This is a genomic window from Paenibacillus sp. AN1007, assembly GCF_040702995.1.
Taxonomy (GTDB): Bacteria; Bacillota; Bacilli; order Paenibacillales; family Paenibacillaceae; genus Paenibacillus.
Window position 1 is genome coordinate 5,310,740 of sequence record NZ_CP159992.1, and the last position, 22,352, is coordinate 5,333,091.

20 protein-coding genes and 1 pseudogene are annotated in these 22,352 nt (G+C 49.2%); 8 read left to right on the forward strand and 13 right to left on the reverse strand.

The features are described 5' to 3' along the window. Positions 1 to 79: 79 nt before the first annotated feature. From ABXS70_RS23785 to ABXS70_RS23805, 5 genes and pseudogenes are all read right to left on the reverse strand, one after another. A pseudogene (locus ABXS70_RS23785) lies at positions 80 to 2,585 on the reverse strand (heavy metal translocating P-type ATPase). 233 nt (positions 2,586 to 2,818) lie between these two features. Further along, on the reverse strand, positions 2,819 to 3,019 hold the full coding sequence (locus tag ABXS70_RS23790) for a copper ion binding protein (protein ID WP_342553938.1): 201 nt from the start codon (positions 3,017 to 3,019) through the stop codon (positions 2,819 to 2,821). Between the two features lie 52 nt (positions 3,020 to 3,071). Further along, positions 3,072 to 3,377, reverse strand: a complete 306-nt coding sequence (locus ABXS70_RS23795; RefSeq protein ID WP_366296754.1) for a metal-sensitive transcriptional regulator — start codon at positions 3,375 to 3,377, stop codon at positions 3,072 to 3,074. Positions 3,378 to 3,633: 256 nt separating this feature from the next. Next, entirely contained in the window at positions 3,634 to 4,122 is a 489-nt protein-coding gene (locus ABXS70_RS23800) for a GNAT family N-acetyltransferase (RefSeq protein WP_342553937.1), read from the reverse strand. 176 nt (positions 4,123 to 4,298) lie between these two features. Continuing rightward, a complete protein-coding gene (locus tag ABXS70_RS23805) occupies positions 4,299 to 4,487 on the reverse strand; it encodes a hypothetical protein (protein ID WP_366291326.1) in 189 nt (62 codons plus the stop codon). Positions 4,488 to 4,766: 279 nt separating this feature from the next. Here ABXS70_RS23805 and ABXS70_RS23810 point away from each other — a divergent pair, with 279 nt between their 5' ends. Beyond that, positions 4,767 to 5,642, forward strand: coding sequence for a hypothetical protein (locus ABXS70_RS23810; RefSeq protein ID WP_342553935.1), 876 nt, complete (start codon positions 4,767 to 4,769; stop codon positions 5,640 to 5,642). A 182-nt stretch (positions 5,643 to 5,824) separates the two neighbouring features. Here the strand turns inward: ABXS70_RS23810 and ABXS70_RS23815 are convergent, their stop codons facing one another. The 6 genes from ABXS70_RS23815 to ABXS70_RS23840 form a co-directional block, all read right to left on the reverse strand. After that, positions 5,825 to 6,640, reverse strand: coding sequence for a nucleoside phosphorylase (locus tag ABXS70_RS23815; RefSeq protein WP_366291329.1), 816 nt, complete (start codon positions 6,638 to 6,640; stop codon positions 5,825 to 5,827). A 1-nt stretch (position 6,641) separates the two neighbouring features. Continuing rightward, positions 6,642 to 7,313, reverse strand: a complete 672-nt coding sequence (locus ABXS70_RS23820; protein ID WP_342553933.1) for a sulfite oxidase-like oxidoreductase — start codon at positions 7,311 to 7,313, stop codon at positions 6,642 to 6,644. Between the two features lie 92 nt (positions 7,314 to 7,405). After that, entirely contained in the window at positions 7,406 to 8,329 is a 924-nt protein-coding gene (locus tag ABXS70_RS23825) for an ABC transporter permease (RefSeq protein ID WP_342553932.1), read from the reverse strand. Further along, complete coding sequence (locus ABXS70_RS23830; RefSeq protein ID WP_342553931.1) at positions 8,313 to 9,380, reverse strand: ABC transporter permease; 1,068 nt, start codon at positions 9,378 to 9,380, stop codon at positions 8,313 to 8,315. The genes ABXS70_RS23825 and ABXS70_RS23830 overlap by 17 nt, the downstream gene beginning before the upstream one ends. Further along, entirely contained in the window at positions 9,377 to 10,876 is a 1,500-nt protein-coding gene (locus tag ABXS70_RS23835) for an ABC transporter ATP-binding protein (protein WP_342553930.1), read from the reverse strand. Before ABXS70_RS23835 ends, ABXS70_RS23830 begins: the two co-directional genes overlap by 4 nt. 344 nt (positions 10,877 to 11,220) lie before the next feature. Then, positions 11,221 to 12,261, reverse strand: coding sequence for a BMP family protein (locus ABXS70_RS23840; RefSeq protein WP_342553929.1), 1,041 nt, complete (start codon positions 12,259 to 12,261; stop codon positions 11,221 to 11,223). 275 nt (positions 12,262 to 12,536) lie between these two features. Here ABXS70_RS23840 and ABXS70_RS23845 point away from each other — a divergent pair, with 275 nt between their 5' ends. The 3 genes from ABXS70_RS23845 (at position 12,537) to ABXS70_RS23855 (ending at position 17,008) form a co-directional block, all read left to right on the forward strand. Then, a complete protein-coding gene (locus ABXS70_RS23845) occupies positions 12,537 to 13,976 on the forward strand; it encodes a hypothetical protein (RefSeq protein ID WP_366291335.1) in 1,440 nt (479 codons plus the stop codon). 242 nt (positions 13,977 to 14,218) lie between these two features. Next, positions 14,219 to 14,812, forward strand: a complete 594-nt coding sequence (locus ABXS70_RS23850; RefSeq protein WP_342553927.1) for a DUF5317 domain-containing protein — start codon at positions 14,219 to 14,221, stop codon at positions 14,810 to 14,812. Positions 14,813 to 15,175: 363 nt separating this feature from the next. Further along, complete coding sequence (locus ABXS70_RS23855; protein WP_366291338.1) at positions 15,176 to 17,008, forward strand: diguanylate cyclase; 1,833 nt, start codon at positions 15,176 to 15,178, stop codon at positions 17,006 to 17,008. A gap of 126 nt (positions 17,009 to 17,134) precedes the next feature. Here the strand turns inward: ABXS70_RS23855 and ABXS70_RS23860 are convergent, their stop codons facing one another. Further along, positions 17,135 to 17,323, reverse strand: a complete 189-nt coding sequence (locus ABXS70_RS23860; protein WP_342553925.1) for a hypothetical protein — start codon at positions 17,321 to 17,323, stop codon at positions 17,135 to 17,137. Positions 17,324 to 17,605: 282 nt separating this feature from the next. On the opposite strand from ABXS70_RS23860, the gene ABXS70_RS23865 reads away from it, so the two are divergent. The 4 genes from ABXS70_RS23865 to ABXS70_RS23880 all read left to right on the forward strand — a co-directional run bounded on the left by ABXS70_RS23865 (position 17,606) and on the right by ABXS70_RS23880 (position 21,927). Continuing rightward, positions 17,606 to 18,436, forward strand: a complete 831-nt coding sequence (locus ABXS70_RS23865) for a histidine kinase (RefSeq protein ID WP_366291341.1) — start codon at positions 17,606 to 17,608, stop codon at positions 18,434 to 18,436. After that, positions 18,436 to 19,092, forward strand: a complete 657-nt coding sequence (locus ABXS70_RS23870) for a response regulator transcription factor (RefSeq protein WP_366291344.1) — start codon at positions 18,436 to 18,438, stop codon at positions 19,090 to 19,092. Before ABXS70_RS23865 ends, ABXS70_RS23870 begins: the two co-directional genes overlap by 1 nt. A 252-nt stretch (positions 19,093 to 19,344) precedes the next feature. Next, entirely contained in the window at positions 19,345 to 21,060 is a 1,716-nt protein-coding gene (locus tag ABXS70_RS23875) for a copper resistance protein CopC (protein WP_366291347.1), read from the forward strand. A 60-nt stretch (positions 21,061 to 21,120) separates the two neighbouring features. Next, positions 21,121 to 21,927 carry a YcnI family protein gene (locus ABXS70_RS23880; RefSeq protein WP_342553921.1) on the forward strand — a complete coding sequence of 269 codons (807 nt, stop codon included), beginning with the start codon at positions 21,121 to 21,123 and terminating at the stop codon, positions 21,925 to 21,927. A 120-nt stretch (positions 21,928 to 22,047) separates the two neighbouring features. Here ABXS70_RS23880 and ABXS70_RS23885 read toward each other — a convergent pair whose 3' ends face one another. Beyond that, positions 22,048 to 22,320: a hypothetical protein gene (locus ABXS70_RS23885; RefSeq protein WP_342553920.1), complete on the reverse strand. Its 273-nt coding sequence runs from the start codon at positions 22,318 to 22,320 to the stop codon at positions 22,048 to 22,050. Positions 22,321 to 22,352: the final 32 nt, after the last annotated feature.

A 22,352-nucleotide genomic window follows, 5' to 3' on the forward strand; every position in this document is an offset into this window, starting at 1 on the left:
CGCGCATTCCTTTGATTTTTCAAATATCTGTTTCTTTCCCGGCTCCCCTTATGTTCCCCCAAGTAACCTCTTTGCTGTATTACTTGGTTCGAGCCAGCTTCATACGCTGCAGACGCAGTGCGTTCAGTACAACCGATACCGAACTGAATGCCATCGCAGCTCCTGCCAGCCACGGCGCGAGGAAACCTGCTGCTGCAATGGGGATCCCGATTACATTGTAGCCAAGCGCCCAGAACAAGTTCTGTTTGATATTGCCCATCGTGCGGCGGCTCATCTCTATGGCATCTGCAATGCTGTTCAAGTCACCGCGCATCAACGTAATATCTGCCGCTTCCATCGCCACATCCGTTCCGGTTCCAATCGCCATGCCGATATCGGCTGTTGCCAGTGCAGGAGCATCGTTAATGCCGTCTCCAACCATCGCTACCTTCCGGCCGCTCTCCTGCAATTTCTTCACTTCGGCCGCTTTGCCTTCAGGCAGAACTTCTGCCAAAACGCTGTGAATTCCCGCTTGCTCCGCTACCGCAAGAGCCGTGCGTTCATTATCTCCCGTAATCATTATGACATCGATGCCCATCGCTTGGAGACGTCCAATTGCCTCCCGAGACGTATCCTTGATGGTATCCGCCACCGCAATGATGCCTGCCCACTGACCTTGAGCAGCAACCAGCATAGCCGTACGCCCCTGTTCCTCCAGTTGGTTCATCTGCATCATGGTTTCCTCCGACAGATCTACGTTTGCGTCTGCCAACAGACGGCGTGTTCCCACCAAAATCACCTCACCAGATACTTCAGCACGCACACCATATCCGGGTATATTCTCAAACGCTGCTGCCGGTTCCAGATCCAGACCTTTATCCCGAATGCCGCTGACAATCGCCTCGGCTAACGGATGCTCCGAATTCTGTTCTGCTGCTCCAACACGTTTAAGCAGCTCGGATTCAGTCCAGCCCGGTGCGGTGACAACATCAGTTAATACAGGCTTTCCTTGGGTAACGGTTCCTGTTTTGTCGAGCACAACCGTTTGAATCTGCTGGGCCGTCTCCAGATGTTCGCCTCCCTTGAACAGGATGCCGTATTCCGCCGCCCGGCCCGATCCGGCCATGACGGAGGTTGGCGTTGCCAGCCCCAGTGCACATGGACAGGCAATAACAAGTACAGCAATCGCCTTCTCCAATGATCCGGCGAAGTCCCCCGGGCTGGCAAACAAATACCAGATCAAAAAGGTCAGTACGGCAATACCCACAACAATCGGCACAAAAATACCCGAGATCACATCGGCAATCCGCTGAATAGGCGCTTTCGACCCCTGCGCCTGCTCAACGACTTTGATAATTTGGGATAAGGCTGTATCTGAACCCACGCGGGTCGCCTGAATGCGGAGAACACCGTTTTTGTTCAGCGTTGCACCCGTGACCGGATCACCCGGCTTTTTGTCTACAGGCAGACTTTCACCACTAAGCATAGATTCATCGACAGAGGACTGTCCTTCTTCAACGATCCCATCCACCGGGATGCTGTCCCCGGGCTTCACCAGAACGACATCACCGACCGCTAAATAAGAAGCCGGAATTAGAACCTCCTGCCCGTCACGGATAACCCGTGCCTCTCGGGGAGCCAATTCAATCAGGCTTTTGATTGCCTGTGAGGAGCGGCCCTTTGCGACAGCCTCAAACCATTTTCCAAGCAGAATCAATGTGATCAGGATTGCACTGGTCTCATAATACAGCTCGACCATAGGCACAGCAGCTGCACCAGCAGCCATGCTCACATCCGTTCCCATCGCCCCGTGTTCCATTCCCTGACCCATCCCGGCACCAGGCAGATAACCGCTCGTTAACGTCAGATACAGACTGTAGAAAAAGGCTGCGCTGGTCCCCAGTGCAACGAGTACGTCCATATTGGCACTGCCATTACGAAGTGCCTTGTATGCTCCGACATAGAACTGCCATCCAATAACAAATTGGACCGGAGTCGCGAGGAGCAGCTGGAACCATGGATTCAAAAACAGATCCGGTACATAAATCCCCGATGTAAACGAGAAATGGCCCACCATCGCCCACAATAGCGGAATGGATAAGAGCGCGGAGATCATCCACTTCCACTTCTTGCGCTGCGAGCTCCCGTTCCCGAACAGAAGTCGATTCCTCCTGTGTTAATTGCAATTCGGCACCATAGCCCAGCTGTTTGATCTTGGCTGTAATGTCCGAAGGTTTAAGTGTACCTGCAGCATATTCAATATGCCCCGTCTCCAGCGCCAGATTAACGTTGGCTTGTGCAACACCCGGAAGCCGGGACAATCCTTTCTCAATACGTGCAGAGCAGGCCGCACAGGTCATGCCTGTAATATCCAGATCAACCGATTCAGTCACCGTACCATAACCAAGTGCCGCTACTTTATCCCGTAAGGCGTTCACATTTGTTGTTTTGGGATCATACATAATCGATGCCTGTTCGATGGCAAGGTTTACGCTGGCTTGCTGCACCCCTTCCATGCGGGAAAGACCCTTCTCGACTCTTGTTGAGCAGGCTGCACAGGTCATACCCGTGATGTGAAGAGTTGTCTTCAGACCAGGGCTTTCCATAGGTGCTGGCGTAGGTGCCGATTCTATTTTCTCAGAGTTGGTGGTCGCCATTATGTCGTCTCCTTTCAGAAAAATAATACCCTATAGGGGTATATTGGAAGCGGGAAAACAGGCTGAGACCGTTATCACATTGACCACGCAGGTCTGTTCAAAAATCATTGGAATTGTCTCCATGATTTTACGGTCCCGAGCCTGTTCTGATACATTCCATTCGTCAATGATCCCTTGGATCATTACACGACATCGTATCCCTGATCTTCAATTGCTGCTTTAATCTGATCTACTGTTACAGCCTGTTCATTATATTCCACGGCTACTGTTCCGGCTGCCAGATCGACCTGACCGCTCGCTCCTGCGCTTTTTACCGCTTCTTCAACGGATTTCACGCAGTGATTGCAGGACATTCCTTTTACATTCAATGTAATATTAGACATGTTCTATTCCTCCTTGGTTATGTTCGTATGTGTGACTTGAATCGTTCCATAATTACTTCATTAATTTCCTGACAGTAACCAGCAATTCATCGACCACTTCGTGTTCACCAGCCTGAATGCGTTCTACGATACAGCTCTTCATATGTCCTTCCAGCAAAAGCTTGCCTACCGAATTCAGCGCGGACTGTGCGGCAGCAATCTGGGTTAACACATCATCGCAGTACGTGTCCTTCTCAATCAGACCTTTAATCCCGCGTATCTGGCCTTCTACCCGGTTTAAACGAGAGATCAGATTGCCCTTCATCTCCTCGGAATGGTGGCTTTTGCGAACAGGCCTTCCGTTCTTGTCTAGGTTCACACCATGACATGAATCTGCCTGCTGCCCCACTATATCTGTGCCTACAACATCAGCGGAGCCTTCGGCTGCAGTTAAAACCGGTTCTTCGGGATGGCTCTGATGATCCATCATAACACCCCTTTTCATTCGTTCTTTCATCAGATTAACATACCCCTATGGGGTATTCAAGGGATTTCTTTTCTTATATTATTGAACGTTTTGTGTATGTAGATTGGTGTATGTAGTTTTGACGATTACAACTCATGTCTCGTTTAAATTAAAACTTGTATTCCATTCTGCAGCTGCGCACCTGTAAGCCCATCTGCTCATAGAAAGCCACCGCTTGCGCGTTAAATGCCGACACAGTTAGCTCCATATGCTCTACCTGAAGCTCTTTCCCCAGGTCCAGTATGGCTTGCATCAGCTTCCTGCCCGTACCATGCCCCCGATATGCAGCATCAACGATCAGTTCGTGGATATACAGCATCCTGCGATCACTAAAAAGAGCATGATCCTGAATGATACTGAACTGTGCACTGCTGAATCCGATTAACTTCCCTGTCTCCACATGCTCCGCTGCATATACATAACGCTGGTCCGTAGTAAACCACTCGGCATATTCCTTTTCCCCCAGCCTTGGCTGTAAAGGCCGATATATGTCCGGTCTCGCCTGTACATGCATCTGGTGAAGATCATCCATCAGCCGGGATATACCCGGAAAGTCAGCCAACTGTGCACGCCGAATCTGTACTGCTTCGTTATCCATTACCATCCCTCTCAACCTTTCTATAGGTATTAGAACACATTATACAAGGATGAAAAAGCAGATACCATACGGCACCTGCTCTGAAGATGGCTGCACAAATCTGTGCCCTGCATAAGTTAAAAGCGATCTAACGTTCCAAGCAAATCCTTCTTATCATGAAGCAGGAAGAATCAAGTCTACTTTTTGGAAGAGGTATGGTTTCCTTCGTTAAAAGCAACCGGTGACGGCTTGACTGCCCAATCATCTGCCTGTGGCTCAATGTCCACACCGTTCATGATTTTCTTTTTCTCCATCAAAGAATCGCCGTCTTCATCTAGTTTGTTGCGGATTGCCGCCTCATCCTGAGGTTGATTGTTCTGTGTCATCGTCTAAGTCCTCCTTTTGCCATTTCATGTTGATGTATGTTCCTTGTATATAATTACCCAATGATTTCAATATCATTCGATATCGACCGGGACAAACTTATCGTGCCTGAGCTGGAAGTAAACTGTTGTGAATAAATCCGTATATCAAGACGTCTTCTATCAATGGATACCTGAGATTTCCACTTCATTTCATGAACTAATTTTGGACAGGTGTCACAAAAGGACCTCTTCCAGGTGTTGTATAGATGAACAAACAATTTACACATGGAGGTATCTATCGTGAAACCAATGTACAAAGTATTAAGTTCCATTGCTCTTGCAGGCATGATCGGCACCGTATCCCTTGCAGCACTGCCATCATCGGCAGACGCAGCGAAAGCCAAAACTGAAGGGTCCACGACGGTTACTGCACCAGCAGAAACAAACAAAAATAAAAAAGCACCGGCAGCCGTGGTCAAAAAAGTAGAACAAACACTCCAAAAGTTGACCAACAAAGCGTACAAGTTGGATAAAGGCAGTTATCTCGAAGGAATCGGTTGGGATTTTAATGTCCTTGGTACCCCTTTCCCAAGCCAATTACTGGTCGACTTAAAGGGAAATATTCGTTCGGGACATATTCAAGAGGATGAAATCTCTTATTTCTTTGAAAAGAACAAGCTCAGCTACACCCAAGAAAATATATCCTTTGAAGATGTAAACGAACAGGACATCAAAGCAGCGGAAGAGGTGTTCGGCAAACTGGATTTACCTATGGGAGAGCTGAACGGTGCTGTGCTGCAGCACAAAGGGAATCATCAAATTCTTGAATTTATGTATACAAACGAAGATTACGGGACGTGGATTAGCGTGGATCAAGCCACGCATAAGGTTGTTGGTGTTAATGCCAGAGCACTCGCCGATGACTTGTTTAACAAAGGACAGAAAGCTATTGATGAATATCACAAAAAAATGAAGAAGATTTCGATCAGACAATTACAAGATAGCGGCGTGGCACAAGCAGAGCTGCTGCTCGGTTTGGATCTGAATGGTCATATGGTGAAAAAAGAAGCGCTGCCTTCAGATCTTGTCACATTCACCAAAGAAGGTGAACCTACTGTAGAAGGCCATTTCAATTCGGACGGTGTCTTCTACTCCATTCAGATCGTATATAATTAAGAAGAACTCTCGTTAAACGAGAGGAGCTTCAAACAACATTTGAAACAGTGTAATTTTGATGAAGTTGGAGATAGACGGTTCCCCCCTTCTCTCTGACACACTCATCTTGGATAATAATAAAATGGCGTCCCTGGTCAAGCTTCTGACCTTAAGGGACGCCTATTTTCGTATGTTCTATTGTACTAGTGCTGCAGCTGATCCTGACGAGCAAGGGCTGCGAGCGCACATAGTGCGGCTTCGATCTCGAGCTCTACAGCCTTGGCAACCGCATCGGTATGCGGATCATACTCGGCAGCAAGATCACTGTCTGCGAAGCCGTCGATCGCTACGATCGCTCCAGCCCGTGCACCGCGAAGCGTACTTACGATATAGAGTGCTGCAATCTCCATCTCCGCGGCCAGCGCTCCAGCCAGCTTATATTTACGATGTGGAATCTCCTCCACGCCTGTGAAGAATGCGTCCAGTGTCACCGTTATTCCCACACCAACCTTGGTCGTCCCTGTACTAGTGAATGATCCTGCCTCAGCCTCTGTTCCCGTCCCGGCACTTGATGCTTCCCCTGCGCCACTGCCCACCTTACGAGCAGCAGCGACCAATGCACTGGTTACATCAATATCCGCCACAGCCGGGAAACCGTCCGGTACGAGCTGACGTGTCAGCCCGTCAGAGCGCACAGCCGCTGTGCTGACAATAACGCTGCCTGCCGGATAATCAGCTGTATATGAGCCTGCTGTGCCCACACGAATCAGAGTTTTCACTCCTGCACGAATCAGCTCCTCGAAGCATACAGCTGCACCCGGCGAACCGACGCCATGACTGACCACAGCCATCTGAACCCCTTCATACACACCTATAAATGTACGATATTCACGGCTGAATGCCAGCTCTCTGACATCCTCCAGCTTGCGGGAAATCTTCTCCGCACGGGCGGGATCACCGCACACGACAGCATAGGCGGGCATATCTTCGGAATGAATCTGCAAAATCGGCATTAACATATTAATCAAACTCCTTTTTTGTCCACTCATCCTCAGGAATCGGCAGATCCTCACCCGAAAAACGCTGTTCCTTGAACGGATCGGCAAAATGGTGGAAGCCGTTGCTTTCCCAGAAGCCGTTGCGATCCTCTGTCATGAACTCCAGTCCGCGTACCCACTTCGCACTTTTCCAAAAATACAGCTGAGGCACGACTAAACGCAGCGGAAACCCATGTTTCGGCGTAAGCGGCTCACCGTTATATTTGAACGCAAGCAGTACATCATCATGCATCAGCTCTTCAAGCGGCACATTCGTTTCGTAATCATGATCCGCGTGAATCATGACATACTTTGCCTCCGGCTTAACGCCGAGCAGCTTGATAAATTCGGAGAACCGGATACCCTCCCATGGTGTATCGAACTTCGACCAACGGGTAACACAGTGAATGTCACTCACCATGCTCACCTGCGGCATCGCCTGAAGCTCAGCCAGAGAGAACACTTTCTCTTCTTCGACCTCACCAAAAACCTTCAAATCCCACGTGGAGAGGTCATATTCCGGCACTTCGCCTTCATGCAGAATCGGAAATTTCTCCGTCAGCATCTGGCCTGGCGGCAGCCGATCTCCGTAATCGGTGCCAACTTTCGGTGACGGTGTTTTCGTTTTTTTCAAACGTTCAGCTTTGTTATGCACGTCCCTGATTCCTCCTTTGTTCACGATGTCGCTATGCAGCTGAAACCGTTACTCACATATCTATCCTATCATAGCTAGGCTTCACAACAGGATTAACGCGAGCTTCCTCCTGCTTTCAATGCATCTTGAGCATACGTTCTGTCTTTGAAGAAGAACATCGCTACCAGCGTTACAATATACGGCAGCATCATGGTGAAATGCGTTGGCAGGGAGAAACCCTGCAGACGGATACTCAGTGCTTCCATGAAACCAAACAGCACGCTGGACCCCATCACGCCGAGCGGATTGGCCTGGCCCAGCATGGTAGCAACCAAAGCGATGAAACCGCGGCCTGCCGTCATGCCTTCCGTAAACATCGTCACCTGACCAAGCGACAGCTGTGCTCCAGCCAGTGCACACAGTACACCGCACATCAGCACAGCGCCATATTGAATGCCGCGAACCTTGATGCCGATGCTCTGAGCTGCGATCGGATTCTCTCCCACAGAACGCAGACGGAAGCCGGACACACTTTTGAACAGATAGAACTGCAGCGCAATGACAATAATAATCCCGAGATATACGAGCGGACTATGGCCCGATAACACCGTACCCACCCATGGTATATCCTTGATCAGCGGAATATCCCATTTCGGGAGTCCGACCATATCCTTATCGTAGTATGCACCTTTTACATCGAAGATTGCCCGCAGGGCAAAGGTCGTGAGTCCCGCCGCCAGGAAGTTCAGGGATATACCGACCACAATGGCATTGGCCTTCAGATTAATACTTATAAACGCGAAGAGCGCTGAGAACAGCATCACGATAATAATCGAGAATAATACCGCCATCAGTACATTGCCGAATAAATAGTTACCTACAATTGCAGAGAATGCTCCGATCAGCACGAGTCCTTCCAGACCCACGTTAAACAGGCCTACACGAGAGCATAAAGCACCGCCGAGTGCCGCAAGCAGAATCGGCGTCATGATCCGCAGGGTTGAGCCAAACATGGCTGCATCAAACAGCTGCTGCATTGGACTTTTTCTCCTTTCTCCGCTTCAGGAAGGAATAACCGATCTGTGCCGAAACAAATAATGTAAGGACAGCCTGAATCACACTGCCGACCTCCAGTGGTACATCTGTGTTCCGCTCCATGCCCATCGCACCTGTCTGCAAAGCCGCCAGCAAAACAGCCGCTACAGCTGTACCAAGTGGATGGGAGCGTGCAAGCAGTGTAGCCATGATGCCGCTCCACGCATAACTTGCCGAGGATAACGAGCCATCCAGGAAACGGTACTGTGTACCGAGTACTTCTCCGGCACCTGCGAGTCCAGCAAGGCCGCCGCTGATCACCATGGACAGCATCATCATACGAATACGGCGTACACCGCCATATGCCGCAAATGACGGATTGCTGCCGAGCATGCGAATTTCATAACCCGTCACCGTTTTATGCGTAAACCAATAGATTAGTATTGCGGCTGCAATCGCTATAATGAAGCCTGCGTGCAGTCCCATACCCTGAAACAGCTTCGGAAGCCAGATGCTCTGATCGATCATTGGCGTCTGCGCCATCGCGGCTGATCCTGTGCGATCTTTGAATGGATACGAAACCATGTATCCGCCAAAGTAGGTTGCGATATAGTTGAGCAGCAGTGTTGTAATCAGCAAATTCATACCAAAGCGTGCGTCCAGCCAGCCTGCAAAAAGAGACCACACACCACCAGCGATAATTCCCGCCAGAATGGCAGCAATACATACGAACCAGCCCGGCCCTGGCAGATAAAGCGCCGTAAGTGCCGCACTGAGTCCGCCCAGAATCATCTGACCTTCCGCGCCCATGTTGAAAAATCCTGCACGGAATGCCAGCGCTACGCCAAGTCCCGCCAAGATAATCGGCGTTGCACGTGCCAATGTATTGGTGAAGAAGTAGAAGTTACCGAAGGCACCCTTCCACATCTCGGCGTACGTATCCACCACGCTACCGCCAACAACCAGAATGGCGACCGCTCCGGCGAGCAAGCCGATCAGTACGGCAAGCAGCGGCTGTACAAGTCCGCGAAGTGTTTCTTTTACCCGATTCATACCCGCTCTCTCCCCCCTGCCATTAACAAACTGATCTGTTCCTCTGTCGCTTCTGCCGCCTCAAGTTCCCCGGCAATCTCACCTTCATACATCACAATAATGCGATCCGATAACTGCAAAATCTCCGACAGTTCAGATGAGATCAGCAGGATGCCTGCACCTTCATTTCGTTTGCGCAGCAATTCGGCATGAATCGTTTCCATCGCACCGATATCCACTCCCCGTGTAGGCTCAGCTGCAATCATGAACGGTGTATCCTGTGCAAACTCACGCGCTGCAATCAGCTTCTGCAGATTACCGCCTGAGAGGAATTGTGCTTTCGTTTCCGCGGAACCTGTTTTAATACTGAACTGTTTGATCCAGCTCTCCACCATCGCTTTGGCCGCTTTGGCCTTGATCATGCCCCGCTTCTGCAACCGATGATGGTGTCCCATCAGTCCATTCTCTTTCACGCTGGCATCCTTCGCCGCGCCCCACATATAGCGGTCTTCCGGTATATGCGCCAGCCCATGCTCACGGATACGGCGAACGGGCCAGTTGGTCGTGTCCTGTCCGGATAAAAGCACGCGGCCTCCATCCGGCTTCCGCAGCCCAGCGATGATTTGAATCAATTCGGATTGACCATTGCCGGAGATGCCTGCAACCCCGACCACTTCACCTTTGCGAACCTGCATGTGAATGTCTTTCAGTGCAGATCGGTCTTTGCCTCCCGAGAGTTGAACGGCTTCCACCTGAAGCACAGCTTCTCCCGGAACAGATGCCGGCTTGTCCATCCTCACCAGTTCACGTCCCACCATCAGGCGTGACAGCTCCTCCACATTCGTATCCTTCGTTTCTAATATACCTGTGACTTGTCCATCTCGAAGTACAGTGATTCGATCCGCAGCATCCATGACCTCCTGCAGCTTGTGTGTGATGATAACGAACGTTTTGCCCAGCTTCGCGAGTGATTTCATGTTTGCCAGCAGCTCTTTCACTTCGAGCGGAGTGAGCACCGCCGAAGGTTCATCCAATATAATGATGTCTGCTCCCTGATGCAGCACCTTAAGAATTTCTACGCGCTGCTGCATACCAAGCGGGCATTCACCCACTTTTTTCCACGGATCTACCGGCATGCCATATTTTCTGCCTAATTCATTGACCTGTGCCGCTGCTTTTTTTCGGTCAAATACCCCTGCCGCTGCAGGTTCACGTCCAATAACAATATTCTCAGCCACCGTAAAGGAAGGAAAAAGCATAAAATGCTGATGCACCATACCAATCCCGCTGGCCATGGCCTGAGACGGTGCAGCAAAGCTCACCTCGCGCCCACGAACTTTGATCGTGCCTGACGTGGGCTGTTCCATCCCGTACAGCATACGCATTAAAGTCGTCTTCCCCGCCCCATTCTCTCCAACAAGGGCATGAATCTCCCCCTCGCGCAGATTAAAATGGATATCCTTGTTCGCCGTGAAGCTGCCGTACTTCTTCGTAATTTGCTCCATCTCCAACAGCATATCTTGCGTTCGCTCCTCTCGGTTGATATTAGTTCAACGTGAAATGGTTACACTGGGCACTCCGATGACAGAACAACCTTTCGATCGCTTGTTATCCCCGGATATTTTTGAACTCCCTCTTATAAGGAGAAAATCCAGGGATAAGCGTATGCTTACGATGCAGCTTTCTTGCAGAAAGCTTTTAGGCAACCGCTTCGCTTCTCCAGGTTTCTTCTGTCCTCTCCGTTATTGTGTAAACGTTCAGTTCAACATATAAGGTCACTGTAAACAGCAGCAAAACCGGCTGCCTGGTTGGGCAGCCGGCTATAAACTTCTTTTTCACCCATGAAGGGACATTTATAAAACTACTGCTGCAGTGGATCTTTAACGACAATTTTGCCGGATACGATATCCTCTTTAATTGCTTTTACTTTGTCGATAACCTCTTGTCCAACAAATGCATTCAGCGGAGATTCACTGTCACGCGTAACGTAAGTCAGACCTACACCGTCTTCTTTCAGGCCGTAATTCACTGCACCTGCTTTGAATTTGCCTTCCACAAAATCCTTCACCGTCTCATAAGCAACCGTATCGGTGGATTTCAACTGGGAAAGAACGATATGCTCGGGATCTTCTACCGTACGGTCCGTATCTTGTCCGGAAGTGTAGAAGCCTTTTTCTTTGGCAGCTTCGAACACACCGAGATCGCCTACAGCCGATGCGCCTGCGATGAAGTCAGCGCCTTTGCCGAACTGCACCAGCGCCAGTTCTTTAGCTTTGGCCGGGTCATTGAAACCACCGACATAGTTCACAAGGAATTCTGCTTTGGGATTAACGGATTCCAGACCCGCTTTGAAACCTTCTGTATATTTCTTGATCAAAGGCACGTCCATTGCAGCGATCATGCCCACTTTGTCTGTTTTCGTGGAAAGTCCGGCAGCCGCGCCCAGCAGGTACGCTCCTTCATACTCACGGAAACCAACGCTGCGAACGTTAGGCAGATCAACCGTTGTGTCTACAATCGCAAACGATTTGTTTGGATTCTCGGCAGCTACCTTTTTCAATGCATCCTCTGCTTGGAACGTTGCTGTAATAATCAGATCGTAGTTCTCAGCAACAGCTGCACGAAGATTTTGCTCGAATGCTGCAGGGTCTGTAGATTCGATCGTTTTCGTATCGACCTTGAACTCTTGACCTGCTTTTTTGAAGCCTTCATCCATTTGTACAAAGAAAGGGTTAACCCCTATTTTTTCAGGAAGTACCAATGCCATCCGCAGGGATTTCTCAGAATTGCTGCCTTGAGCAGATTGAGTTGATTGTTCGTCTTTAGAAGCCGAATTCCCACAAGCAGCCAGCAAAATAGCCAACATTACAATTGATAAGACGAACGATAAACCTCTTTTCATTTTCGAAAATTCCCCTTTTCAATAATCTTTTTTTATATCCTAGCGGATAATGTCGATCCTTGTCAATAAAACTTTCAGCGTTTACACTCATATGGAAGATCATCACAGAAGAAGGGATTTCCAGCCATTGGAAGACCTGCTGTGGCGGTTTTTTTCCGTTGACATTTGGCGCGACTCCGTGCTAAAGTCAATCCAATTATTCTATTCTGATAGGATTTGTCAGAATTATATTGTATATCTCTATCATTTTCAACTATTTCTAAGGAGGCATTCATTTGAAAAAAATCACCCAGATCACACTGGCGGCTCTGCTCGCCGCTCCGGTAACCCTTGGCAGCCTCAGCCTGCCTGCTTCAGCTTCTCCAGCATCCGCCGCTCCGATTGCTCCCAAAACAACAATAAATGTGAAAACGCCTGCAGTAAAAGAGAAAGCCCCCGCAGGTTCCACGGAGACTGCAGCGGCAGATTTCGCCCAATTCCTGCAGGCCAAGTATGGCATTGAACTGCCAAAGGAAACCACCAAGGGTGATTTTATCAAAGCCACTGCAGCTATCCTGGAAGCAAGTTCCGCATCCATTGCAGATGCGGATGACGCACAAACGCCTGCCTTTAGCGATCTGAAACCTGGTGATGACGCTTATGATGCGGCTGCTGCCCTCTTTAATAACGGGGTTTTATCAACTACCGAAGTTCATGCTGAGGAACTGCTGAGCATATACTCAGCGGTCTTCATCGCCGTGAAAGCAGCCGGCTTCAAAGAACTCGCTTACACCTATCCCGCAGACAAAACGGCTAAAGCTCTTGCCAAAGCTGGCATTAAGCCTTACCGTCTGCAGGGACAAGCGGAGCAGGAACTGGCTGCAGCCATTGACACAGGACTGGTTCCTGAGAGTCTGTACCCCGCAATTCAAAGAGGCGGCCTGGCAACCACCGATGCAGCGAACATTTTGCTCGGTCGTGTGCTGGTAAGCCAAGGTAAATACAAAAACGAAATCGGTCGTTCCGGTGATGCCGACATCTATGCCAAGCTGAATGCTGCATATCGCACGGCCGATCTGATCGAAGCTCCTGACCTCAGAAAAATTGTCGATCAGGCACTGCGGGAAAACCTGGTTACAGGTTATAATCTGAAGGACAGCCGGTTCGATTCCAACTTTATTGATCAATTGACCCTGACATACGGGCATGACAGCATTAAACATGCAGTGCAGCTCATCGGTCTGCTTCGCAGTGAAGGCATTAATGCCCATGTGCAGTTCCAGCCGAAAACATCTGCCTTTATTTATTTGAAAGAGTGGGGCGAGCCAAAAGAAACACCTGACTACAAAGTTACACAGATCGAAAATGGCAATTATATTGCGTATGCAAAGGAATATGACATTCAGTTCGAGTTTAACAACACTTCTGACAAATCACGTTTCAATGACATCGTTCTGCAGTATGCAAAAAAGAACAGCAGCAGCCAATCCCCGCTGATTATCAACTCTTGGTGGCAGCCGCTGTATTATTCACCAACTGCACTGGCTAACTATCCGGTTATTACAAACAACAAAATCTCGCTCGGTCATTACTATGCTCAATCCTTCTCGCTTAAAGAGAACGCCAAATCGATTCAGGAAGGATTCCGCAAGCTGGCTCCTGAAGCAAATATCACCTCGTACAACTTTTGGGTGGACCAGCCTTTCTTCAATTATTTGAACGGGGGTTCCGAGTAAACATCGATTGAAAAAACATGAATCATATGCTCTTTTTTTAGCAGAATATACAGCCGTCTTCACCGATTTGGATTCAGGTTTCGACCTTTATTGCTCGGGAAGGCGGCTTTTTCGTATGCTTTTGCAAAATTCTTCTTAAAAATCATTTTACAAATGCAGGAATTGCCAATATCAGGTCGAATGTCTTATGTACACAAACACGCAAGTAACGCTGCACATCTCCGCAAGAACAGGGGTTAAACATGGTATACGACGGTATTTTGATCGGCTTGATTGTTGGTCTGTTCAGGGGTGGAGTCCGTTATGGGCTCAACCAGTTTGCAGCACTCCAGCTGCGCGGCGGCTGGGTCTTTCCACTGCTGTTACTCTTTCAGTTTGGCATTTTTTATATGCAGGAACGATGGAACTGGGTAGCATCCATTAATGGTTATCTGTTTGCAGCCGTTTACGTTACCGGCCTCATCTTTTTATGGCTTAACAGACAGCACCGGGGTTTCACACTGATTTGGATCGGGGTGTTTCTCAATTTTATGGTGATGGCTGTCAATGGAGGCCGCATGCCTGTTTCAGTGGAAGCTTCTGCTGTGCTCGGCCCCTATTATGTTGATCTGCTTCGGGAAGGCGGAGCTGTGTCCAAACATTTTATGATGGATGCGTCAACTCATCTTTCTTTTCTCGGTGATATCATTCCGCTCTCAAGTCCTTATCCACGGACACAGGTCATCAGCATCGGTGATGTCGTGATGAATGTGGGCATATTTCTGTTTATTCAGTACATGATGGTGAATCGAAGCAAAAAAGATGTGACGTCAGCAGAAGTATCCCCAACCCCGTGAGGATCGGACAGATTCCAAGGAAGGGAGGTCTTTTCCGTGAAGAAATTCGAGGGTATCAAATATTCCCGTATTGTCATCAACGCAATCATCGTAGCTTCTGTCGTTGTAGCACTAACTTCGGGATACAAGCTTGGCGGCTAGTATCACTGCCAAACCAGACAAACAGGCTGCGAGCGGCCTGTTTTTTCTTGCTGGATTTTTGGGAACGATCTTGTTATGTTAAAAAACATATAGTATATGTCTATACAAGAATAACCAATATAAATGGAATGAGCCATTCATACGTTAACCCAATTAGAGGAGCGGCATCATTCATTTATAGATAACATCACGAGATAACTAAACCCAAGCAGGAGATTTAATATGAACTTTATTCGCAACCTTATCCGTAAGGCAGATCGAAGTATGATGTATGTTACTCTGCTCAGCTGCACCGGGATTGGCGTTTTTATCTATATGAACCAGTGGTCCTATCTGCACCTGACTACAGCCGACTGGGTCATGGTATATACCATGCTGGGAGCCGCGCTGATCCTCGACTACTTTACATTCCAGATTCCCCCGAAGGGCAACCAGCAATCGATGGATTCCTCTGTGTATTTGGCCTGTATATTTATGTTCGGCGGGGCATTCAGTCTCTCTGTGCTGCTGCCGATTTCCATCATTCTGCTGATTAAAGACCGCAAACTTACCTGGTGGAAGCATATCGTCAATTTCAGCATATACAGCCTCATGATTACCGGGGCTGCTGCGGTGTATGAATGGACAGGTGGTCAGAGTGGAGCGATCAATGGCTATAACTTGTTCCCTTATTTTGCAGCTCTGGCAGCTTATTTTATCATTAACACGATTACGCTGGGATTGTTCTTTCATTTCTCAACCAAGGATGCGCTGCAGCAGATGAAACGGGCATTCGTGACGGAGTCGCTTCTCGTTTATCTGTGTACGCTTATTCTGGCACTGGTGCTCACCATTCTGGTCGTACATAACGGCGTGCTTGGTCTTCTTCTATATCTGAGTCTCAGCATCCTGCTCTCCCATGCGTTTAAACAGCTGTTCATTATGTACCAGTCTATCGAAGAAAAAGCCAATTCGGACCAGCGTACAGGGCTGTTCAATCACAGTTATTTCGAGAGTATGCTGGAAACAGAGCTGAACAAAGCACGCACGCAGGGAACCCCGCTCTGTCTGGGACTGCTTGATATTGATGATTTCAAAAAATATAATGATCAGTTTGGCCACCTTCAGGGTGACAGCCTGCTGGCACTACTCGGGGATTTTCTGATTCGCAAAACCGAGGGCACACCGGTTACTGCATTTCGCTACGGCGGAGAAGAATTCACCCTGCTGATGCCGGGCATGGAACTCGATGAGTCTTATCAATTCATGAACAAGATGCGCAAACAGCTGAACGACACACCGTTCGAAGGAGTTGAGGTATTACCACACGGTTGTCTCTCCTTCTCAGCAGGGGTTGCTTCCTATCAGGTGGATATGTACAACAAATCCCAACTGGTGGATCAGGCGGACAAAGCGCTCTACTATGCCAAAAAACAGGGCAAAAATAACGTGCACCGTTACGGAAGCAATGACGGTATGGAACACGAGATCGATCTGGTTCAGGATGTCCGCGATATTGAGCAGCAGCTCAATTTGTTTCAATACAAAGATATGGATACGTTCAAACATTCCAAACGGGTCTACAAATACGCGCTGGATATCAGTGAAGTGCTCAAGCTGGACAATGCAGAGAAACGGCGCTTCGTGCTCGGGGCCTTGATTCATGATATTGGCAAACTGGAGATTCCCTGGTCGATTCTGAACAAAAAGGAGAAGCTCACCTCAGAGGAATGGGATACGATTAAAGGCCATGTGACCTGGGGCAAAAAAATGGTAATGACGAATGATCGTTTCGCCGATCTGATCCCATACATTGAACTGCATCACGAACGTTACGACGGTCATGGATATCCTTACGGCCTGAAGGGGCATGAAATTCCGAAGCTGTGCCGCATGCTGACCGTGATTGATTCCTTTGATGCCATGACAACCGAGCGTCCGTATCAGCAAACCAAAAACGTGGACGAAGCCATACAGGAACTGCGAGCTTGTTCAGGTACACAATTTGACCCGGAACTCGCCGAGTTATTTATTCGATATATTGAAAAACGAACGGCTCATCAACTGTTACAGTAAGCCAAAATAGAGAATAACGTTTCTAATACGCCAAAGCGCTATCCCCATGCAGGGATAGCGCCATTTTCATTTTCATCGTGATGTGTTGTGTGCCTTGGACCAGGGTGCATCGGATGCATCCATAAATCAGTCCTGTGAACTCTCTGTGCTGCTCATCGTATTCAGTTCATGCGAGGTCTGATGCAGCTCTTTAATCATCTGCTGCAAAAACATGTTGTCCTGGCGACTGATCCCGTGCTGATTGTCTTGAACAAGCATCTGGTGAATGTTCTTCTTAAGCAATTCACTGCGACGTTCCAATACTTCTTGACTCATGCTGCTGCGTCACTCCTTAACATGTTTTGTGATGATTTTGCGTTCTATATAAGTATAGAGGACCTTGCTTCATATCGAAAACGGGCAGAGCTCTCCTGAGTCGAGCACATGAACCCTCACCCAGCATGACAGCATTTCACCCCATAGTGTTCTTAGATATCCTTCTAAATACTCTTTGATCCTGCCCGATTTCCTGTAAACTGCCCGGACTAGGGTCTTGGACAAGGTTGCGTTATAATGGTCCCATTAGACTCATCTTTATTTAAAAGGAGTTATATACAGATGTCCTACAAACAGATTAAATGGATGATCCTGCTGATTCCCACCATCACCGTGGGGTTGTGGGAATATATTCGCCATCAGTTTCTGATGCCTTATCTATCAATGGATGCCGGAAACTGGCTGACGCCTGTGATCGTTTACTTTGTCAGTGTAACGCTCCTCAGCCGTTTATTCCGCATGCTGGAGGGGGCAAGGGCCGCACTGGAACAGGAACGTGCATCCAAGACTGCGCTTGAAGCCCGCGACCAGCTTGCCCGGGAGCTGCATGACGGCATTTCACAGTCTCTGTTTCTGCTCTCCGTGAAGACAGACAAAGCGGGGCGCAGCCTCGCTGGTACCCGTCATGAGCAGGATATTCGCGATATCCAGAAAACGGTACATGAAGTCAATACATATGTAAGACAAGCCATTGCCCAGCTGCGTTATGTACCTTCTCCCGCTGCCGATCCCGAAGCCATTGCCCTGCAATCCCAGGTTGAATCCATCGTGAGTGATACGGTCCCTGATGCTCATATTACATGGCATCTCACCGAAGTTTCTTTCTCAGCAAAAGAACAGGTCGAGCTGCTGGCCTGCATACGGGAAGCGCTGCTTAATGTACGCAAACATGCCCAAGCCACCCAGGTGCGCGTTCACGCGGAAGGCAGTGCCTCTCGCTGGTCCGTTCACATTCAAGACAATGGCGTCGGCATTCAGGGAGACCCACTGCAGCTTAAAGACCGTTATGGCTTGAGAATTACGAAGGAACGAGCCGAGCAGATGGGTTGGGAATTGAAGCTTGATTCAGCGCCAGGTAATACACAAATGATCATTGGAAAGGGGCAGAATTGATGGAACTGGTACGTGTACTGGTCGTGGACGATCATGCGCATGCGCGTGAGGCGATCTGCACCATTTTATCTGAGGACAGCTTGTTTGAAGTCATTGGTACGGCAAAGAATGGACAGGAAGCGCTGGAATTGACCGAGCAGTGGATGCCAGATCTGATACTGATGGATGTACAGATGCCGGATATGGATGGATTGGAAGCAACGCGGCAAATCAAACTTCGTTTCCCCTACGTTATTATCGTGATGGTTACTGTTTCGGATGATGTCACTTACCTCTTTGAAGCTTTGAAGCAGGGGGCTCAAGGTTATCTGCGCAAAAATTTATCTCCTTCAACTTGGCTTGAATATCTGCGGGCCATTGTCAGTGACGATGCACCGCTCAGCAAGGAGCTGGCATACCGAATTTTGCAGGAGTTTCCCGCTCCTCGAAGTGAGGATGTACAGGAAAATCCGTTAACAGCCCGGGAATTGGAGATTCTGCAATGGGTATCTGCGGGATATACCAATCGTGAAATTGCCGAGCAGCTGGGCATCTCCGATCAGACCGTCAAGAACCATCTAAAGAACATTCTACAGAAGCTGCAGCTGGAGAACCGGGTACAGCTCACTCGCTATGCGCTGGAGAGCGGACTTGCCGGCCGCAAACCTCGCAAATAAGAGTGTTTTCAAGTGAATAGGGAATTCTATCATAAAATCTGCCGCTTACGATGTGCAGGATGTAACAGCACTGCATCTGAGCGTGCAGCATTTCAAGCTTTTGTCACAAATATGCGATAATCCATGATTTTTTATAGCCCAATGTAGTCATACGCCTTCATTTTGGACAAAGTTATAATGGTATAGATTGTGTGCGAACGAACAAATCATGGATATATAACTGCAAATCTATAACCTGAGGGTGATGATTTTTTGAATGTAAGAATTTTGACCCCGCGCTGGAACAAACGCCACTGGGCACTGCTCACAGGTCTGCTGTTGGTGCTCTGTCTTGTGATGCCGCAGTGGGCATCTGCCCATGCGTACATTGTGAAGGCGTCACCGGAAGAAAATGAACTGCTTGCGACCGCGCCGCAGCGGCTGACGCTGGAGTTTAACGAATCGCTGCAGACGGCCTTTTATGATATTAAAATTACCGGACCTGATGGCAACCAAGCGGGTGATGGGAACGTGCAGATTGATCCGGAACGTCCGCATATTCTGGAAACCGGTTTGAAGTCTGGACTCGGAGATGGAACATACGCGGTGAACTGGAAGGCGGTATCGGCCGATGGTCATCCCATCTCCGGAGCATATATGTTCCACATTGGTGAACCTTCCGGTGCGCCTGCCGGGCTGAAGGATCTGGCTTCCGGTTCGGGTGCAGCCGGCGGACCGTTGAAATGGATTGTATCCTTCACGGACTGGATTCAGTATCTGGGACTGTCCATCATTCTAGGCACACTGGCCTTCCTGCTGCTGCGAATTGCACCCGCTTCGCTGCTTCGGGAACCGATGGAAGCTCCAGGCAGCTATAAACTGCTCTGGATCAGCTATGCTGCCGCATCCTTCGCCGCGCTGGTGAGCCTTCCGCTAAATACGCTGTATGAGTCTGGCGTGACTTTGGGCGAGTTCAGTTGGGCATTAATGGGTAGCGCCCTCAAACTGACATCCTTCGGTCAGATTTGGATGCTGCAGATGCTTATTGCGATGCTGATCGCCGTCACGCTGCTGTCCGGCTATGATCTGGACCGCTCCATACGAGTACGTATCTGGTCCTCATACGGATCACTGCTGCTTGTGCTGGGCTGGCTGCTTACTCATGCCATGACGGGCCATCCCGCTGCTGCCGAGCAGCGTGTACTGGCCATTGCGATGGACTTTGTACACCTGGCTGCCGCAGCGTTCTGGATTGGCGCTCTCGCTGCTATGGCGGTATGCCTGCCGCCGCTTACGGATCGATTACCTGCGAAACTGCGGGGCGAAGTCTACTGGGCGGCGTTAAGAAGGTTTACAGCATGGGGCATCGGTGCTGTAGCTGTTCTGGTTGCTACGGGCATCTACAGCAGTATAATTATCCTGCCCGCACCGCTGCTGACTTCCCTGTTCACGACAGCGTATGGTCTTGTGCTGATCGGCAAAATACTGCTGCTTGTTGTAATGCTTGTTTTCGCTGGTTATCACGCGAAGCGAGCAAAGGCAGCTGCTAGCAGCCGTCTATCCCGCAGCTTGAAAATTGAACTCGCTGCCGGTGCCGTCATCCTTGCACTGGCGGCTGTGCTTACTCATCTGTCTCCTGGTCAGCCTGCTCCGGCAGGACCTTATCAAGGCGCACAGACGACAGAGGACGGCTCCGTGATTACACTTCAGGTGAGTCCTAACGTAACGGGAGAGAATCAGTTTAAAGTCAGCTTTAAACAGGCTGACGGCAGCATCGTCAAAAATTTGGAACAGGTGACGTTATCACTCACCCACCTGGATATGGATATGGGTATTTACGAGATCACCATTCCGAAGAATGATACTGGAATGTATGCAGCAGAAGATTATATCTCCATGCCCGGCAAATGGAACATCAAGGTCCATGCGCTGACGAAATCACTTGATGCGATAGACGCCGAATTCGAGATTGAAACATCCAGACCATAGCAGCAGTCCGCATATAGAATCAAACATATATGAATTCACAGCAGAAGAATGAGAGGGGTTATGATTTTGAAGAAGACATCATGGGTATCCAAACTTACATCCACTGTGGCAGCAGGTGCAGCAGCATTCCTGCTGGTCTCCGGCTTGGCCAGCGCTCACGTCACGGTGAATCCGTCTACCGCACAGACCAGTGCATGGCAGACCTATACGATTAAAATACCGTCTGAGAAAGAACTGGCAACCACCAAAATTACGCTTAAAATTCCAGAGGGAGTTGCGTTCAAGCAGTATCAGCCGCTTGCAGGATGGAAGATCACAACCGAGAAGAATGACTCTAACGAAGTAACTTCGATTACTTGGGAGATTGACGGAGATAATCAGGGTATTCTCGCTGGACAGTTCCAGCAGTTTAACTTTGTTGCACAAAACCCGAAAACGGCAGCAGAAGTCGCTTGGGATGCGTTCCAGTATTACAGTGACGGCAGCATTGTAGAATGGACGGGGAAGCCGGGGGACAACAATCCCCACAGCATTACAGCAATCAGCGATGACCCTGCCGCTGCTGGTAATGCCGCAGGTGGTGGCCACGACAGTTCAGCTGCAGCCAGTGATGGACATGACAGCGCAGGTGCAGCTGGCGACAAGACCGACGGCACAGCTTCTGATGGTGCAGCCGACGGCAAAAAAGGAAATGATGACACCACTCTGGGCGATGCCCTCTCTGATACAGTGACAGGACAACCGAACAACACAGATACAGACACCGGTACGCTGAAACTGCAGCAGGCGACGTTAATCGTATCCATTCTGGCTCTAATCATGTCCTTCCTGGGCATTGCACTGGCAACTCGCCGTAAGAAGCGTTAAACAGTAAATAAATAGCAAAGGAGGCTGCAGCACACGGGATTGCCCCGTTTATGCTGCAGCCTCCTTTTTTGTTGTCCCAATCAAACCGGGCCGTTCTTGATAGATCTGCCTGGCTGATCTTCAGCGCTCCTGATCCGTTTGAATCATCACTTCGATATATTGGTTCAAACTTCGCTTCTGCATTTCGATCGATTGGATCCGCTTGGCGAGGCCTGCGAAGAACTCTTCAATCTGCTGCCTCGTATAGTTAGCAGACTGCCCTTTCCAATCGTTGAGTCGGCCGTAAAGCGCTCTGGCCTCCTGTTCGTCCGCCTGCAGGCGAACAAGCAGCTGCGACAGCTCCTTTTCCGCGATCCGCAGGTCATTCAGTTCCACCAGCAGTTGTCCGCTCATCTGTGTATCTCCCCCTCTATGCATGTAGACAC

Bases quoted from the DNA above. Each gene is read 5' to 3' on its own strand.
- ABXS70_RS23790 (WP_342553938.1), bottom strand. From the start codon at position 3,019: ATGTCTAATATTACATTGAATGTAAAAGGAATGTCCTGCAATCACTGC.
- ABXS70_RS23800 (WP_342553937.1), bottom strand. From the start codon at position 4,122: ATGGATAACGAAGCAGTACAGATTCGGCGTGCACAGTTGGCTGACTTT.
- ABXS70_RS23805 (WP_366291326.1), bottom strand. From the start codon at position 4,487: ATGACACAGAACAATCAACCTCAGGATGAGGCGGCAATCCGCAACAAA.
- ABXS70_RS23815 (WP_366291329.1), bottom strand. From the start codon at position 6,640: ATGTTAATGCCGATTTTGCAGATTCATTCCGAAGATATGCCCGCCTAT.
- ABXS70_RS23825 (WP_342553932.1), bottom strand. From the start codon at position 8,329: ATGCAGCAGCTGTTTGATGCAGCCATGTTTGGCTCAACCCTGCGGATC.
- ABXS70_RS23830 (WP_342553931.1), bottom strand. From the start codon at position 9,380: ATGAATCGGGTAAAAGAAACACTTCGCGGACTTGTACAGCCGCTGCTT.
- ABXS70_RS23835 (WP_342553930.1), bottom strand. From the start codon at position 10,876: ATGCTGTTGGAGATGGAGCAAATTACGAAGAAGTACGGCAGCTTCACG.
- ABXS70_RS23840 (WP_342553929.1), bottom strand. From the start codon at position 12,261: ATGAAAAGAGGTTTATCGTTCGTCTTATCAATTGTAATGTTGGCTATT.
- ABXS70_RS23850 (WP_342553927.1), top strand. From the start codon at position 14,219: ATGGTATACGACGGTATTTTGATCGGCTTGATTGTTGGTCTGTTCAGG.
- ABXS70_RS23855 (WP_366291338.1), top strand. From the start codon at position 15,176: ATGAACTTTATTCGCAACCTTATCCGTAAGGCAGATCGAAGTATGATG.
- ABXS70_RS23860 (WP_342553925.1), bottom strand. From the start codon at position 17,323: ATGAGTCAAGAAGTATTGGAACGTCGCAGTGAATTGCTTAAGAAGAAC.
- ABXS70_RS23865 (WP_366291341.1), top strand. From the start codon at position 17,606: ATGTCCTACAAACAGATTAAATGGATGATCCTGCTGATTCCCACCATC.
- ABXS70_RS23870 (WP_366291344.1), top strand. From the start codon at position 18,436: ATGGAACTGGTACGTGTACTGGTCGTGGACGATCATGCGCATGCGCGT.
- ABXS70_RS23880 (WP_342553921.1), top strand. From the start codon at position 21,121: ATGATTTTGAAGAAGACATCATGGGTATCCAAACTTACATCCACTGTG.
- ABXS70_RS23885 (WP_342553920.1), bottom strand. From the start codon at position 22,320: ATGAGCGGACAACTGCTGGTGGAACTGAATGACCTGCGGATCGCGGAA.